The organism is Fulvivirga sedimenti (genome assembly GCF_020328055.1).
Genome location: NZ_JAIXNE010000002.1, coordinates 810,518 through 826,406 on the forward strand (window position 1 = coordinate 810,518; position 15,889 = coordinate 826,406).

The following is a 15,889-nucleotide window of genomic DNA, read 5'->3' on the forward strand; positions in this document are numbered from 1 at the left end:
TTATTTTAGTTGTTGTTATTACTTATTTTAAAATTAAAACTTCACTGTCTCCGAAGTTGTCGTACGATGAGGTAATTACCTTATCTCCGGGCTCCAGACCCTCCAGTACTTCAAAGAATTCTGTATTCTTACGGCCAAGTCGTATGTTCCTGCGCTCAGCCTGTGTTTCGTCTTCATTTACTACGAAGACCCAGTTTCCGCCTGAATCTTTGTAAAAGCCACCAACCGGCAACAATAGCTCTTCCGACGATTGCCCGAGTTCAATCCGCAGACGAACCGATTGTCCTCTGCGAATCCGTTCAGGAATCTCGCCTGTGAATTCCATATCTACTTCAAATCGTCCATTGGTGATGGTTGGATACAGATATGTGATTACCAGTTCATAGTCCGTACGATTGAACGGAGCCGTGGCTTTCAGGCCTTTCGAAATTCTTGGAAGGTACAATTCATCGATAGGGGTACGTACTTTGTAGGCGCCCACCTTGTCGATCTGACCGAGCCGCTGTCCGGGATTTACAGCCATTCCCTCAAATAATTGGGGAGTAGATAGCTGTCCGTCAATCGGGGACCGTATCACCAGGTTATCCAGAATCTGCCCTACCCCATCGAGACTTGCCGACATCCGGCGCTCCGATTCATTCAGCTGCACGAGCTGGCGCATCCTTGAAATTGAGTCATTCTTATAACTGGAATAGGTGATCTCTTTTCTCTTAAGATTGTACAGAAAATCGGCCTCGGTTCGTTCGAACTCCTGCTTGGAGATCAGCTTTTTTTCATACAACATCTTCTGACGCTCATACTGAGGTTCGAGTTTGGCCAGTTCATTTTCGATCTGTGCCAGGGTTTGCTGCTGTTGCAGATCATTCTGCTCAAGGGAAAGACGGGTTTGCCGAACCCGGTTGATGCTTTCGTTCAAACTGGCTTCCTGGCTGAGTACACTTAATTCGCGGTTAAGGTTGGTCAGTTCAAGAATGATATCCCCCTTTGCCAGCATGGCACCACTTTCAGCATGCACCTTTTTAATAGTACCGCCTTCAATGGCATCGAGGTAAAAGGTTACGGCAGGCTCCACTGTTCCGGTCTGAGGTATGTAGTCCTGGAAAACGCCGCGTCTGACTTCCTGTATTGTAATTTTCTCACGCTCCACGTTAAGCTTCTGGCGGCGATCAGCCCAGCCGAGCTGGTAAATAATAAGCGCAACAATAAGTATTCCTCCAGCTACCAGGGCGATGCGCTGTAAAGTCCACTTCTTCTTTTTAATCTGTCTGTCCATGCAATAGAAAATAAATTCTTCACTTACTGATTGCCAACAAGTGTGCCAATACTCAAGAATTGCCTGTATGAGCAAATTTGAGCATTATCGACGTTCAGTACCGTTCAGGTTTGAACGAAGGCGTCCGATATCGAACAAATTAAAAAACTGATTAATAGGAGAAATGGCCTTGAATTGGTAATATCGAAGAAAGCAAAGAACGGTATCAGTTTTGCAGTGGGTAAATAAAAGTAAGTTTCAATGAGCGAAGCTAAAACAGGGAAGATACTCATCGTTGACGACAATGAGGATTTATTGAAGGCAGCCAAACTGTTTCTGAAGCGTCATTTTGGCCAGGTTGACCTGGAAAAAAATCCGGAAGTGATCCCCGCATTACTCAGCAATGAAAATTATGATGTGATCCTGCTGGATATGAATTTCACCAAAGATGTCAGCAGCGGAAAAGAGGGCTACTATTGGCTTGAGCGTATCCTTTCGATAGATCCTTCGGCGGTTGTGGTTTTGATTACAGCGTATGGCGATGTGCAGATGGCTGTGAAAGCGATCAAGGCCGGCGCTACTGATTTTGTACTGAAACCCTGGGAAAATGAGAAGTTACTGGCGACCATCTATTCTGCGATGCGCCTGCGCGAATCCCGTATTGAAGTTGAGGAACTTCGCACACGCCATAAGGAATTAAGTCAGAAACTCAACGACCGCTACGGAGATATTATCGGTGACAGCCAGGCGATGATCAAGGTGTTTGAAACCATAGATCGTGTCGCCGCCACTGATGCCAATGTGTTGATCCTTGGTGAAAATGGAACAGGTAAGGAACTGGTGGCCCGGGCAATTCATCAGAATTCTTTACGCAAAGATGAAATTTTCGTTAGTGTGGATCTGGGCTCCATCAGCGAGAGTCTTTTTGAAAGTGAACTTTTCGGACACAAGAAAGGCTCTTTCACCGATGCAAAGGAAGATCGAGCAGGAAGGTTTGAGAACGCCAACGAAGGAACCCTTTTCCTGGATGAGATCGGGAACCTGACTATGAATTTGCAAACCAAATTATTATCTGTTTTACAAAGCAGGAAAGTAAGCCGCGTGGGCGAACACCGTGAGCGCCCCATTGATATACGGCTGATATGCGCCACCAATATGCCCCTGTACGAAATGGTGAAGGAAAATACATTCCGGCAGGATTTATTGTACCGAATTAACACCATTGAGATACGGTTACCGGCATTGCGGGAACGCCTGGAAGACATACCGGTTTTGGCCGGGCATTTCCTGCAGGTATATAACGATAAATATCAGAAGGAAATCAGGAAGCTGAGTGAGGCGACAATTGCACGCATGCAGAAGTATCAGTGGCCGGGGAATGTTCGGGAACTACAGCATGCCATTGAAAGGGCCGTAATCATGAGTCAGTCACAGGTTCTGCAACCAGAAGATTTCAATTTTGGCGGAAGCATGAGCCGCCCTGATGATGAAAATGTAACACTTGACCAGTATAACCTGGAAGACGTTGAGAAAATTTTGATTCGGAAAGTACTTCAAAAATATAATGGGAATATTACGCAAGCCGCCCAGGCACTCGGACTAACCCGATCATCTCTTTACCGCAGACTTGAAAAACATGGGCTTTAAAGGATTCAGGATTCGTGTAATCATTCGGGTTATTCTCATTGCTGCGACACTGGCGGTAATGACATATACATTGATCGGGCTAAATGCCTGGTTTGCTTTTGTCGTATTGAGTTTTATTCTCGCAGCTCAATTAGCCGACCTGTTTCATTTCGTTGAAACAACCAACCGAAAACTCACGCGCTTTCTTGAATCCATCCGGTATTCCGACTTTGTTTCCACCTTTACTACCGACAGTCGGCTGGGGGATTCTTTTAAAGATTTAAATATTGCCTTTAACGAAGTATTGGAAGCATTTCGTCTGGCACGTTCTGAGAAGGAAACCAACCTGCATTTTCTCAACACCATCGTCGAGCACGTGAGTACCGGGTTACTGGGATTTGATAACAACGGAAATATTGAACTCATCAATGCCAGTACGAAGCGGCTGATCGGCATTTATGCGATTCACAATATTGAGGATCTGCTGGAAAAACATCCAAAATTCTACAAGACCATTTTTGATCTGCCAACCGGTAAAAGCACTATATACCGTAATCAGGAAGAAGAGCAAATCTCTGTAAGTGCGACGGAAATCATTCTTCGGGGAAAGAAAGTTAAGCTTATTTCCCTTCAAAATATTCAGACGCAGTTGCAAAAGAAAGAAATTGAAGCCTGGCAAAACCTGACTCGGGTGCTGCGCCATGAGATCATGAATTCCATCACGCCCATTGCTTCACTTACCACCACGCTGAGAACCATCCTGGCTGAAGACCTTAGGGCCCAGGGTTCTGAATACGTTTTGGATGAGGAAACCAAGGATGATTTAACGGATGGTCTGGGAACTATTGAGGGAAGAAGTAAAGGCCTGATCAGTTTTATTGATGCCTACCGGGATTATACATCCATCCCACTGCCCGATCCCGAACCGATCGTCGTAAAAGACCTGCTTCACCGGATCGAGACGCTTCTCAAGTCTTCGCTGGATAGCCACAATATTAACCTGAAACTCTACCTGGTTCCGGAAAATCTTGTCATCAATGCCGATGATAAACTCATTGAACAGGTATTGATCAACCTGGTGAAAAATGCCATTGAAGCCTCGCCGGACGATTCTGCCATACACCTTTACGCCGGAAAATCGGATGATGGAAACGCACGCATAGTGGTGGAAGATCACGGACAAGGGATTATCCGGGAAGCACTCGATAAAATCTTTATCCCATTTTATACTACCAAAAAAACCGGTTCCGGTATTGGATTAAGCTTGTCAAGGCAGATTATGCAGCTCCATAACGGGTCTCTGACAGCTGATTCAGAACCCGGAAAATTCACCCGCTTTACGCTGAAATTTTAGCGCGACCCGTATGCACTTCGGTCCTGCCGCTGGAGATCACCTTCCTTTACCAAAACATAGATCGAATAAATACTGAGTGCGGTACCAAATGGAAAGTTGAAAAGATTGAATATGGAAAGTACCACAGCCAGGATCAATGCCCATCGTTTATTATTCAACAGCCCGATTCCCGCGATAATACCCGGGATACTCAGCACCATCAGCAGAGCGGGCAGGAATGACAGCAGAAATGCAAATACCATTTCGGCCTCCGGATCATTCGCGATCGGAATTAAAAACCTGAAAACAGCAGCTACAATGAATCCGGCCAGGAGAAGATAACCACTCATCACCAGATGAAGAATCCCGAGAACTTTATAATGTTGTTGCATGGCGTGTTGTTTTTTATCTGTAGAATAAAGTAGTCAGCCTTCCATCAAATTCAAAGGATTTACCCATAAGCGGTCCAATTCCAAGCTGGTCAATTATTTTCCAACCTTCAGGTAAGGTCGCCATTCATCACAATGGTACCCGGAGTAATCCCGAAGGAACATCACGTAGCTTGGCCTGAAGGGTTTATACTGGAGACTGATGCCCGCTTCTTCCGGTGTGTAATCCCCCTTGAATGCATTACAGCGCTTACAGGCCGTAATAAGGTTATCCCAGGATGATTTGCCACCCCGGGAACGAGGCATAACATGATCCAGGGTAAGTTCATTATGCGTACCGCAATACTGACAATTGAAATTATCCCGCTTAAATACATTCTGACGTGTCAGGGCGACACCTTTATAGGGTATATGAATATATCGGGTGAGCCGTATGACTGCGGGCATGGGATAGCTCTGCGACACGGATCTTATGACATGACCGTTCGCGGATTCCACCATCTCCGTTTTACGCAGGAAAGTAAGCAAAAATGCCCGTTGTACTGTACATACAGAGATTGGTGAATAGTCCTGATTCAATACCAACACCTTTCGATTCACCAGATAAAAATACATTTCCGCTTGTTCCCAAGCAAAAACGGTCATCAATTTTTCAGGATCCGCCGGATGGAGCTTAAGAAGTGAGTGTACTCTCCGCTTGATTCAACACGAATACCCTGTTCGTCCAGCTGATCAATGCGAACACGCCCCGAAGCATGTATAATCTGTCGATCTTCCATGATCATTCCCACATGATAGATCTTACCGGAATCGTTTTTAAAAAAGGCAAGATCACCGGGGCGGGCCTCAGATAAGTTTTTTATTTCCCTCCCCTGGGTAGCTTGCTGACTGGCATCACGAAGCAGGGAATAGCCTGCGATCCGATAAATAATTTGAGTAAATCCGGAGCAATCGATGCCAAATGGTGAACGGCCACCCCACATGTAGGGGGAATTGAGATACTTCAGAGCAACATTTCTGAGATATTCATACCCCATTCGCTGTCCGAGCCCCTTGGCATCCCCATTGAATGCAAGTTGTTCCTCCATCTTAAAAATTTCATTCGTGCTGATTGGAAGAACACTGCCTATTAAAATTTGAAGGGCCTGCTTCTGGTAAAGAATAGTAGTGGTGAGCTCGAGGCACACTTTATAATTTGAAATATTAATTTGATCGTAGTAGGCATCTGATATAGTGGTATGTTGCCGGTGGTCTACCCATCCTTCATACCCGTCATAGTTGATACGGATACGAAACCATTTTTGGTTTTTGGATATCTCCAGAATCTCATAGTGCTCCCCAAAGAGCAACTGCGTTACCTGTTCACTCGTGTCGGCGGCTGCCGCCCTTACCGGCATCAATGCCAGTCGGCAAATACCCTTCGTTCCTGTTGTAATCATTGAAGTCTTAATCGGTCGAGTTCACGCTTTGTATCACGTTCCTTGATGGAATCGCGTTTATCAAATATTTTCTTGCCTTTGCCCAGTGCGATCTCAAGTTTGGCAAATCCCCTGTCATTAATAAATAAACGGATGGGCACCAGCGTAAGGCCCTTTTCCGCAATTTTAGCCTCAAGCTTTTTCAATTCCTGCTTTTTGAGCAACAACTTGCGCTCCCGCGCCTCTTCATGGCTGTAAAAGGAACTGTTTTCATACGGACTAATATGGATCCCTTTGGCATAGAGCTCTCCTTTTCTGAAGTAACAGTAACCATCCGTCAGGTTTACTTTACCTTCCCGGATCGATTTTATTTCAGTACCCTTCAGAACCAGACCGGCAATATATTTATCAAGAAACTCATATTCAAAACGGGCCTTGCGGTTCTTGATCTGAATTGTATTTGAAAATCTCTTGCTGTCCTTGCTCATAAGCACCAAAGGTAGAAAAATTCATTGAATGTTATGGCAATCAGGCAAATAAGCAAAAGGCCTCCCAACTAGTCGGGAGGCCTCCTGTACACTCACATCACAACCCTAATTCAACGATCTTCGGGCCAGGTAAAAGTCCACCTTTTCAAGTGAATCATCTTTTATCCGGGCATCCATCTCGTCGAGTGTTTTGGGAGGAGGGACAATAACCTTATCCCCCTTCTTCCAGTTCAAGGGCATTGCCACTTTATATTTATCAGAAACCTGTAATGCTTCCAATACGCGTAGAATTTCGTCCATATTACGGCCGACATTCAGCGGGTAGTACATAATTAAACGGATCTTCCGTGAGGGGTCAATAAAGAAGACAGCGCGAACGGCAGCGGTTTCACTTTCATTCGGCTGCAGCATTCCGTACAGCTTTGAAACCTTCATGTCAAGGTCGGCAATTATTGGAAAATCAAGGTAAACTCCTGTATTCTCCCGCACATTATTTACCCATGCCAGATGTGAATGAACACTGTCGATACTCAATCCAAGCAAAGCAGTATTCAGTGCTTCAAATTCGCTTTTACGTTCCGCGAATCCGCTCATCTCAGTGGTACAAACTGGAGTAAAATCAGCCGGATGCGAAAACATCACCACCCATTTACCCTTTTCATATTCAGAAAATTTGATTGGTCCTTTTGTCGTAACCGCTTTGAAATCCGGCGCCTGATCACCGATTCGCGGCATTGCTGTAAAATTCAGGGTTTGTTCTGCTTCCATGGTACATTTTTGATTGTGATAGTTAAATGTACCTGATATTTCATCATGAAAGCGTGACTTTTGTTACCGAAAAAACCGGGGGCGGGAAGACGCAGGGATCCCTGTTCGCCTTCCGGCAGGCAGGCCGGCGGAACTCCATGCGGGACCCGGTTGTACCGGGGACATTCAGGGAGTCGGGCCGGGATCTTTATCCGTCGCTAATTCTTTATTTGTTTTAGCAGGTAAAGAAAGCGCTCCACTAAAATTAAGGTATCCACTTGATATTACTGAAATCCGGCTTGCGCTTTTCAAGGAATGCATTTCTTCCTTCTTTGGCTTCCTCGGTCATATACGCCAGACGTGTTGCCTCTCCGGCAAAGACCTGCTGCCCAACCATTCCATCATCGGTGAGATTGAAAGCAAATTTGAGCATTTTAATCGAAGTAGGTGATTTGGCCAGTATTTCCTGTGCCCACTGCCAGGCAGTACTTTCCAGTTCATCATGGGGTATGACGGCATTTACCATTCCCATCTCATAGGCTTCCTGCGCAGAATAATTTCTTCCCAGGAAAAAAATCTCACGCGCCCTTTTTTGTCCGACCATTTTAGCCAGGTAGGCCGAACCATAGCCACCATCAAAGCTTGTTACATCGGCATCTGTCTGCTTAAAAATTGCGTGTTCCTTGCTGGCCAGTGTAAGATCACAAACCACATGCAAGCTATGGCCGCCGCCCACTGCCCATCCGGGAACGACAGCGATCACAACCTTCGGCATAAAGCGAATCAGTCGTTGTACCTCCAGAATATTAAGTCTTGGCATCCCCTCCTCATCCACATACCCCTGGTGACCCCGGGCATTCTGATCTCCGCCGCTGCAAAAAGCATACTTGCCATCTTTAGGTGAGGGACCTTCCGCAGAGAATAATACAACCCCGATGCTGGTGTCTTCCCGGGCATCCAGGAATGCCTCAAAAAGTTCAGCCACCGTTTTTGGCCGGAATGCATTGCGTACTTCAGGGCGGTTAAATGCAATCCGGGCAACGCCTCCGGATTTCTTATAGGTAATGTCCTGGTACTCCTTAACCGTTTGCCAATTGATTTCGCTCATTTCGATGTTTTTAATTCCAAAATTACAACATTTGCCAGTTTAACCGACAGCTAAATCGGATTAACCGGCGAATCTAACCAGTTTATTTCTACGCGCCACCAACAATTCGGCGACAACAATATTCGGCACCCAGCAGAGCCATGCAATGATGGGGTATGCCACCGGAAAATCCAGGTGCAGCACTATCCCGAAGAAAGGCATCCATAATCTCAGCATTACCGCTGCAAATGTGAGTGCATAACTCCGAATCATCCAATTCCCATGCTGGAATGGCCGCGAGTTCAGGATATTTTTAAACGCGACCACGGTTGTCACAAGCCAGAGAATACCAAGTATTCCAAACCCGAGTTTACCTGTAAGTCCGCCTTCAGCAAAAACAGCCAGGATGACAGAAGCCATACCACTTGACAGAACGGCAATCAGGTAAATAAAGCCCAGAATACGATGCCAACGGAGGTATTTCCTGCGAAGCTTGCCGCTAAACTGTACCCAGCCAATCAGTAAGCTGACGCCCCCAAAAATAATATGCGTATAAAATGTCGTTTGCCACCAGCCAGTATCACGAATTTCTGGAGGTTTCGCAGCTAACAGTCCCTGATTCATATCGACAATTAAATACATGAATGGATATAATCCGATGGTAATACCAAAGAATGCCATAAGATAGAAGGCAAACCGCGGATTCTTCATGGTGTAAATATTTTCTGTATGAGCGTTCGATTCAATATTTTTTGTCCGGTCTTACCGCGTGCAATTTCCCGGCCATCCTTTCCTGACACGAATACTGAACAAATCAGCTCATTCCCCTGCCATACCGTAACTTCTGCCATCAGTGTTAGTTCCTCGCCCGGAAAAGCTGGTGCAACATGTTCCACCAGCACATGAGTACCCACTCCCTCTTCATGGTCTTCCCGAAGTTCCAGGACAAAGAGCCGTCCCGCCCATTCCATTTCCCTGGCAAGTACATAGGTTGAACAGACCGGGTGAACCACTTCATTTTGAAAGGCAGCTACATCCTCCGGTTTTACCAGGTACTTGTGAAATTTCCTGTCACCAATGCTAAAAATACGTTTCATAAAGGCAGTCTCGCTTCAGGTGTTACCGATAAATCCGAAAAATCAGCTGCCAAATATTTGAAATGTGCAGCCATAGCGATCATTCCGGCATTGTCGGTGCAATACTGAAAATCAGGAATAAATACCTCCCAGCCGCTCTGTTCACCTTCCTCCGCCAGCGCTGCCCGTAAGCCCCGATTCGCCGAAACTCCTCCCGCAATAGCAATCTGCGAGATATTCAGATCAGATGCTGCCTTTCGTAATTTTATCATGACCATTTCAATCAGGTGCCGTTGAACACTTGCACAAATATCCTGAAGATGGTTCTGAATGAAATCAGGATCCTGCTTAATACGATCCTGCAGAAAATAAAGAATGGCGGTCTTTATTCCACTGAACGAGAAGTTATAGCCCTGCATTTCCGACAATGGAAAATCATAGGCAAACGGATTCCCATCTGCCGCCAGTGAATCAACCATCGGACCTCCCGGGTAAGGCAATCCCAGCAATTTGGCAGTCTTGTCAAAGGCTTCGCCGATTGCATCATCCACTGTTTCACCAACCACCTCCATATCCAGATAATCCTTTACAACCACCAGCTGTGTATGACCACCACTCACCGTCAGACATAGAAACGGAAAAGTAGGTTTTGGTTCATCAATAAAATGCGCCAGGATATGAGCCTGCATATGATTGACTTCGATCAACGGTATATTCAACGCCATTGCCATTCCCTTTGCAAATGAGGCCCCTACCAGCAATGATCCAAGGAGTCCGGGACCACGTGTAAAGGCCACTGCCGACAGCTCATCTTTCTGTACACCCGCCTGGCGCAACGCCTCCTCAACTACGGGGACAATGTGCTTTTGATGCGCCCTCGAAGCGAGTTCAGGAACTACTCCTCCATATTTTTTGTGTACTGATTGTGTGGCTACGATATTATTAAGTACTTTACCGTTTTTGATAATAGCGGCAGAAGTATCATCGCAGGATGATTCTATGGCGAGAATGGTGCAATTCATGTTGAGCAACTTTGGTGCAAGTTATTAAAAAACGATTTCTCAGGGTAGTTTTAAAGGCGCTGCTTTATTTCTTTATCTTCCTATTGATCCTGATAGGTCTGATCCAATTCCCCTATGTACAAACCCGAATCGTTTCGTGGTTAACCCAAAATTTTTCCGAAAGTACCGGATACACGCTCTTCATCGATAAAGTAGATATCGACTGGTTTGATAAGGTTGCCATTGAAGGAGTTGGCTTGTATGATCCTGAAAACAACCGGTTGCTGAATGCCGACCGTATTGAAATAGATTTTGCCATTCGTTCACTTATCGACCGTTCAAACAGAAATATCGATGAAGTGAATATTTTAGGAGCAGAAATATTCCTTACGAGGATCAATATTCAGGACAGCATCGAAACGCTGAATATCAACGAGCTGGTGAGACGCGTCAAGGCCCTGATCAAAAAGGAAAAGAAAACACGAAAATACGTCTCCGTTGATTTAGTAACCCTGGATAATGCAACCTTCATTTATGACGATCCCCGTAAAGATTCGATTGACGGATTCGATTATAACCACTTCCGGCTTAATAAGATCAACGGTTCCTTTCGGAACCTTCTTTCCATATCCGATACCCTTGCGCTTGACATATTACAACTGAGTGCTACTGACGAAAAAACGAATCTTGAACTTCATGACATGGAATCATTCTTCCGAGTCTCCCAGCAGGCAATGGAATTCTATGACCTGTCACTGAAAATCGGGCAGTCTGAAATCAACGACAGCATACGCTTCCTGTATAACGGTACTGCCGAGATGAGTGAATTCATTACGAAAGTACGTATGGAAGCACATATTGCCGACACGCGTATTTACAGCAAAGACCTGGCCCTCTTTGCACCTGTATTCGAAAATTATGAAGACAGCTATACCATATCCGGGGTATTTGAAGGGCTGGTGAACAGCTTCAATTTCACCGAAGCCAGTGTGAAGTTTGGGAAGAATACATCCATTAACGGCCGTATCCGTATGGCGGGTCTTCCCGATTTCTCTGAAACATTCATTGATTTCGACCTGGAGGATTCCTACGTGAGGATCGCAGACCTGAAAGATTATGTCCAACCAGCCACCTATCAGCGCCTTGAACCATTTTCAACCGTTCGCTTCAACAGTCAGTTCCTTGGTTTCCCGAGTGACTTTGTTGCCAATGGAGATTTCTATACCGATTATGGAAATATCAACTCAGACATAAACCTGAAGCTGGAAGAGGATATCAATCAATCCCGTTACACGGGCCGTCTGTCGGTCACCAACTTCAACCTCGGAGGTTACACCGGGGAAGATGTTTTTGGTCGGGTGACCATGAACGGGGAGATCGAAGGAACGGGCTTTACCCTCGAAAGTGCAAACTTCGTGTTAAAAGGACGAATTGATAGAATCGGGATCAACAATTATAATTATGTAAACATCAACACAGACGCACGCTTCGCGAAAGAATATTTTGAAGGATTCCTGCAGATCGATGATCCTAACCTGAAGCTGACTACCACAGGATCCATCGACCTTCGGGAGGGTATTGATCTCTTTAACGTGCGGGCACAACTTGATACTGCTCGTCTGGATCTGCTAAATATTACCGATGACGAGTTCTTTCTTCATACCCGACTCACAATAGACGCGACCGGCCTTGAACTGGATAGTATTCGCGGAGTGGCGCGTCTGTCTGATACATTTGTCCGATATAAACAGAAAAGCCTTCAGCTGGACTCCCTTATGCTGGAGTCAAATATATATGACGACCGGAGGACGATCGATCTCATTACCTCTTTGCTGAATGCGCGTCTTGAGGGTACATTTGATATCACAACACTCATAACCGATGTAAAAAATCTTTATACAGAATTCAGATTGAATTTCGAAAATGACCCGGATGCACTCCGAGGCTACTATGACGCCAAAACAGAAATCCCTGACAATCATGATATCGACTATTCTATCGAATTGGTGAATGGACAACCACTCTTCGACGTATTCTTACCCGATATTTATGTCTCTGGAAAGACCGGTATCCACGGACGTTATATCAGTGGCTATACGTCAATTTTTTCCATGCAGACAAATCCTGATACGGTAACCTACAAAGGCAATTCATTCTTTGAAAACGACATTCAGCTGAATATCTCAAAGGTGAGCGACAGTACGAATGTGCTGGCGATGGCTTTTGGAAGCAGCGGAAGGCAATCAATTGAAAATATCTCAACCAAAAACCTTTTTGTTGAAGGCATCTGGAATGATGATCATATTGATTTTGAATTCGACATAGATCAGTCTGCCTACCCGAACTATGCCAGACTATACGGTGAGGTCGATTTTCTGGACGACCTGACGCGAATACGCTTTGCCCCTTCAAATCTCACCATCCTGGATAAAATGTGGACGATCGAACCATCCAACAGCATTGAGATCCGGAAAGAGCGAATCGAAATCCACAATCTGGATATTTCTCACCAGGGCCAGGAACTGTCATTCAACGGAATACTTTCAGCAGACCCATCCGATGTTTTTAATATCAGAATCGACAGCATTCAGCTCGATAATATCAATACCATCATAAATCAGCAACTTTCGGGTACCATCAACGGGTTTGCGGATATCCGGGAGTACTATGGCGAAACGAAAATACAGTCCACCGGAACATTACAGGCACTTACTATTGATAATTTTCTGATTGGCAATATTGAAGGAACCAACAACTGGAACCATTTACGCCAACAGTTTGAGACATCCCTTCGTATTGAACGGTCGGAAGACCGGATCCTGGTCATCGATGGAACGTATACGCCATCCGAAGAAACAGAACAACTGAATCTTACCGCCAACCTGAATAAAACGAGTCTGAAGATTCTTGAACCCTTTTTCAACAGTTACTTTACTAATATCCAGGGGACGGTATCTGGTCTGGTACGCGTAACAGGCAGACTTGGTTCCCCGTATATTCGGGGTGAAGGTATTATTGAAGACGGTCAGGTTCATGTGAATTACCTGAACACCGATTATTTACTGGAAGGAACTTTCTTCCTGGAACCTGACAAAATCGGTTTTCAGCGAATTAACCTGACTGATACCCGTGATCAGAAGGCGTTTCTAAGCGGTATTATTGGTCATACCAACTACAAGGACTTTTATATGGACCTGCAAGGGGTTATGAATCAGTTTACTGTCCTCGACACCCGTTCGCAGGATAATGATCTGTTTTATGGTACGGGTATCGCAACAGGTGAAATCAGCTTCGAAGGACCTGTTAAGAACATGAGCATCACTGCGCAGGCCAGAACCGAGAGGGGAACACGCATCTTTATCCCGATCGGAGATACAGAATCCTTTGAACAAAAGGATTTCATACAGTTCATGAATTTCAATGACACCACCAATCTAGACCAGGATAACGTGGTAAAACGAGTTGATCTTCGCGGGTTAAAACTGGATTTCGATCTGGAGGTAACACCAGCGGCATATGCAGAAATAATTTTTGATATAAAGGCAGGTGATATTATCCGTGGCCGGGGAAATGGGGATATCAAGCTTCAAATCGATACGAAGGGAGATTTCAACATGTTCGGCGATTTTGAAATACAGGAAGGAGGATACAACTTCACCCTGTATAACATCATCAATAAAGAATTTGAGATCTTGCCCAACAGTAAGATCTCCTGGTACGGAGACCCCTACCAGGGCATACTCGATATTAATGCCACCTACAATCAGCTGGCTTCGTTCCTTCCGCTACTTATTCAACAGGAAAGTGATGAAGTCTACAGCGAATCGGTGGAGCTAAGAAGAAAATATCCGGTACAGGTACTCCTGGACATTGAAGGACCACTGCTGTCGCCAGCTGTTGATTTTGACATAGTGGCACAGGAACTTCCCCGAAATATTACCATTGCCGAACGAAATGTTGATCTGGAATTTGAATTTTTAAGATTCAAGAACAGTATCGACGAACAGGAACTGAAGCGACAGGTATTCAGCCTTATCGTTCTTCGTAAGTTCAGTCCGTTACAGTCATTCAATACAGGAGGTGCGATTACCAGCAGTGTGAGCGAACTCCTTTCCAATCAGCTGAGCTACTGGATCACGCAGGTGGATGAAAACCTCGAGATTGATGTAGATCTGGGTGCTCTTGATAATGAAGCATTCAACACGTTCCAGCTACGCCTTTCCTATACATTCCTGGATGGACGCTTGCGTGTAACACGTGCAGGTGGGTTCACAAACCAGCAAAACAAGGTTGACATTTCAAGTATTGCCGGCGACTGGATGGTTGAATATTTATTGACGCCGGATGGCAAGTTCAAGGCAAAAATGTACAACCGAACAAACTATAACCCGATCTATCAAACGGATGATAACCGAAATACCATTACCACCGGGTTCGGATTCATCTACACACAGACATTTGATGAAATAAAAGATCTCTTTCAGCGATCCAGGAAAAAGCAACCCGATACCCCGGAGGAAAATCAGGAAGAGACAGACCCCCTGATTCTCACCAATCGCGAAGATGAAAGTGAATAAACTGATTACGGGGCTTCTGATTTTTTTCCTTGTGCTGGAGGGATATGCGCAGGAAAATGACAGCATCAATTATTCCAGGCGGCTGACCTACCTTTCTGTGGGCACAGCGGTAGCTTACACAGGCTCGATCCTCTGGCTAAGCAATCAATGGTATTCGGATTTTGAAAAGCAACCTTTTCACTTTTTTAATGACAGTAAGCAGTGGAAACAGGTTGACAAGGTCGGGCACCTTTACGGCGCTTTTCAGTGGCAAAGTACATCCTTCCAGGCTTTGAAGTGGGCGGGGCTGGAAGATAACAAGGCTATACTCTGGTCTGCGGTTTCTTCCTTTACCTTTATGGCCACCATAGAAGTTCTCGATGGCTTCTCAGCAGAATACGGCGCTTCGGCAACAGATCTTGTTGCAAATACCCTTGGCATCGGGCTTTACACCGGACAACGTTTGCTTTGGAAGGATATCAGGATTCATCCCAAGTTCAGTTTCAGGCGAACGGGCTATGCAGAACTCCGGCCGGAAGTATTGGGCAGCGGTCTTGCAGAAGAGATTCTGAAAGATTACAACGGACAGTCATACTGGCTCTCATTCGATCTCTCTGAATTTATCAACAAGCCCTTCCCGAAGTGGCTCAACCTGGCCATTGGGTACGGCGCAGAAGATATGATCTATGCAAACGACGACCAGAACCGGGAAGCCGGCCTTGATCCATATCGCCAGTGGTATGTGGGCATTGATTTCGACCTCACGCACATCCGGAGCAGATCAAAGTTTGTGAATACAGCCCTGTTTTTTGTGAATATGATACGTATTCCCGCCCCGTCCGTTGAATTCAGCAGGAAAGATGTGCGTTTTCACTGGCTATACTGACATCTGACATAGATTGGCACAATAGGTGTG

Annotated in this window: 15 protein-coding genes; 5 read left to right on the forward strand and 10 right to left on the reverse strand. The window is 45.4% G+C overall.

All coding sequences use genetic code 11. The features are described from left to right. Window positions 1-22: 22 nt before the first annotated feature. Entirely contained in the window at window positions 23-1,273 is a 1,251-nt protein-coding gene (locus LDX50_RS09920; RefSeq protein ID WP_225698291.1) for an efflux RND transporter periplasmic adaptor subunit, read from the reverse strand. 240 nt (window positions 1,274-1,513) lie between these two features. Here LDX50_RS09920 and LDX50_RS09925 point away from each other — a divergent pair, with 240 nt between their 5' ends. Continuing rightward, entirely contained in the window at window positions 1,514-2,899 is a 1,386-nt protein-coding gene (locus LDX50_RS09925) for a sigma-54-dependent transcriptional regulator (protein WP_225698292.1), read from the forward strand. Next, window positions 2,889-4,232 (forward strand): sensor histidine kinase, encoded by a 1,344-nt coding sequence (locus tag LDX50_RS09930; RefSeq protein WP_225698293.1) that lies wholly within the window; start codon window positions 2,889-2,891, stop codon window positions 4,230-4,232. The genes LDX50_RS09925 and LDX50_RS09930 overlap by 11 nt, the downstream gene beginning before the upstream one ends. Here the strand turns inward: LDX50_RS09930 and LDX50_RS09935 are convergent. The 5 genes from LDX50_RS09935 to LDX50_RS09955 all read right to left on the reverse strand — a co-directional run bounded on the left by LDX50_RS09935 (window position 4,229) and on the right by LDX50_RS09955 (window position 7,274). Continuing rightward, window positions 4,229-4,603, reverse strand: a complete 375-nt coding sequence (locus LDX50_RS09935; protein ID WP_225698294.1) for a hypothetical protein — start codon at window positions 4,601-4,603, stop codon at window positions 4,229-4,231. The genes LDX50_RS09930 and LDX50_RS09935 overlap by 4 nt on opposite strands. A gap of 93 nt (window positions 4,604-4,696) precedes the next feature. Further along, the gene (locus tag LDX50_RS09940) at window positions 4,697-5,245 is read right to left on the reverse strand and encodes an HNH endonuclease (RefSeq protein ID WP_255647361.1); all 549 of its coding nucleotides are present in this window, start codon (window positions 5,243-5,245) and stop codon (window positions 4,697-4,699) included. Then, window positions 5,245-6,039: a C40 family peptidase gene (locus tag LDX50_RS09945; RefSeq protein ID WP_225698295.1), complete on the reverse strand. Its 795-nt coding sequence runs from the start codon at window positions 6,037-6,039 to the stop codon at window positions 5,245-5,247. Before LDX50_RS09945 ends, LDX50_RS09940 begins: the two co-directional genes overlap by 1 nt. Beyond that, window positions 6,036-6,506, reverse strand: a complete 471-nt coding sequence (gene smpB / locus LDX50_RS09950) for an SsrA-binding protein SmpB (protein WP_225698296.1) — start codon at window positions 6,504-6,506, stop codon at window positions 6,036-6,038. The genes LDX50_RS09945 and smpB overlap by 4 nt, the downstream gene beginning before the upstream one ends. Before the next feature lie 105 nt (window positions 6,507-6,611). Next, on the reverse strand, window positions 6,612-7,274 hold the full coding sequence (locus LDX50_RS09955) for a peroxiredoxin (RefSeq protein WP_225698297.1): 663 nt from the start codon (window positions 7,272-7,274) through the stop codon (window positions 6,612-6,614). Window positions 7,275-7,300: 26 nt separating this feature from the next. On the opposite strand from LDX50_RS09955, the gene LDX50_RS09960 reads away from it, so the two are divergent. Further along, on the forward strand, window positions 7,301-7,492 hold the full coding sequence (locus LDX50_RS09960) for a hypothetical protein (protein WP_225698298.1): 192 nt from the start codon (window positions 7,301-7,303) through the stop codon (window positions 7,490-7,492). 26 nt (window positions 7,493-7,518) lie between these two features. On the opposite strand, the gene LDX50_RS09965 is transcribed toward LDX50_RS09960, so the two are convergent. From LDX50_RS09965 to tsaD, 4 genes are read right to left on the reverse strand one after another with little or no spacing between them, the layout of a single operon-like run. After that, the gene (locus tag LDX50_RS09965) at window positions 7,519-8,361 is read right to left on the reverse strand and encodes a 1,4-dihydroxy-2-naphthoyl-CoA synthase (RefSeq protein ID WP_225698299.1); all 843 of its coding nucleotides are present in this window, start codon (window positions 8,359-8,361) and stop codon (window positions 7,519-7,521) included. 60 nt (window positions 8,362-8,421) lie between these two features. Next, entirely contained in the window at window positions 8,422-9,051 is a 630-nt protein-coding gene (locus tag LDX50_RS09970) for a DUF2306 domain-containing protein (protein ID WP_225698300.1), read from the reverse strand. After that, complete coding sequence (locus tag LDX50_RS09975; RefSeq protein WP_225698301.1) at window positions 9,048-9,437, reverse strand: thioesterase family protein; 390 nt, start codon at window positions 9,435-9,437, stop codon at window positions 9,048-9,050. The genes LDX50_RS09970 and LDX50_RS09975 overlap by 4 nt, the downstream gene beginning before the upstream one ends. Beyond that, the gene (tsaD, locus tag LDX50_RS09980; protein ID WP_225698302.1) at window positions 9,434-10,438 is read right to left on the reverse strand and encodes a tRNA (adenosine(37)-N6)-threonylcarbamoyltransferase complex transferase subunit TsaD; all 1,005 of its coding nucleotides are present in this window, start codon (window positions 10,436-10,438) and stop codon (window positions 9,434-9,436) included. Before tsaD ends, LDX50_RS09975 begins: the two co-directional genes overlap by 4 nt. A gap of 14 nt (window positions 10,439-10,452) precedes the next feature. Here tsaD and LDX50_RS31000 point away from each other — a divergent pair, with 14 nt between their 5' ends. Together LDX50_RS31000 and LDX50_RS09990 are read left to right on the forward strand one after the other, a co-directional pair. Beyond that, entirely contained in the window at window positions 10,453-14,994 is a 4,542-nt protein-coding gene (locus tag LDX50_RS31000) for a translocation/assembly module TamB domain-containing protein (RefSeq protein ID WP_225698303.1), read from the forward strand. After that, window positions 14,981-15,859, forward strand: a complete 879-nt coding sequence (locus tag LDX50_RS09990; RefSeq protein WP_225698304.1) for a DUF2279 domain-containing protein — start codon at window positions 14,981-14,983, stop codon at window positions 15,857-15,859. Before LDX50_RS31000 ends, LDX50_RS09990 begins: the two co-directional genes overlap by 14 nt. Window positions 15,860-15,889 lie beyond the last annotated feature (30 nt).

Coding starts and splice junctions, on each gene's coding strand:
- LDX50_RS09965 (WP_225698299.1), bottom strand. CDS start 8,361: ATGAGCGAAATCAATTGGCAAACGGTTAAGGAGTACCAGGACATTACC.
- LDX50_RS09940 (WP_255647361.1), bottom strand. CDS start 5,245: ATGACCGTTTTTGCTTGGGAACAAGCGGAAATGTATTTTTATCTGGTG.
- LDX50_RS09960 (WP_225698298.1), top strand. CDS start 7,301: ATGTACCTGATATTTCATCATGAAAGCGTGACTTTTGTTACCGAAAAA.
- tsaD (WP_225698302.1), bottom strand. CDS start 10,438: ATGAATTGCACCATTCTCGCCATAGAATCATCCTGCGATGATACTTCT.
- LDX50_RS09920 (WP_225698291.1), bottom strand. CDS start 1,273: ATGGACAGACAGATTAAAAAGAAGAAGTGGACTTTACAGCGCATCGCC.
- smpB (WP_225698296.1), bottom strand. CDS start 6,506: ATGAGCAAGGACAGCAAGAGATTTTCAAATACAATTCAGATCAAGAAC.
- LDX50_RS09970 (WP_225698300.1), bottom strand. CDS start 9,051: ATGAAGAATCCGCGGTTTGCCTTCTATCTTATGGCATTCTTTGGTATT.
- LDX50_RS09925 (WP_225698292.1), top strand. CDS start 1,514: ATGAGCGAAGCTAAAACAGGGAAGATACTCATCGTTGACGACAATGAG.
- LDX50_RS09930 (WP_225698293.1), top strand. CDS start 2,889: ATGGGCTTTAAAGGATTCAGGATTCGTGTAATCATTCGGGTTATTCTC.
- LDX50_RS09975 (WP_225698301.1), bottom strand. CDS start 9,437: ATGAAACGTATTTTTAGCATTGGTGACAGGAAATTTCACAAGTACCTG.
- LDX50_RS09990 (WP_225698304.1), top strand. CDS start 14,981: ATGAAAGTGAATAAACTGATTACGGGGCTTCTGATTTTTTTCCTTGTG.
- LDX50_RS09935 (WP_225698294.1), bottom strand. CDS start 4,603: ATGCAACAACATTATAAAGTTCTCGGGATTCTTCATCTGGTGATGAGT.
- LDX50_RS09955 (WP_225698297.1), bottom strand. CDS start 7,274: ATGGAAGCAGAACAAACCCTGAATTTTACAGCAATGCCGCGAATCGGT.
- LDX50_RS09945 (WP_225698295.1), bottom strand. CDS start 6,039: ATGATTACAACAGGAACGAAGGGTATTTGCCGACTGGCATTGATGCCG.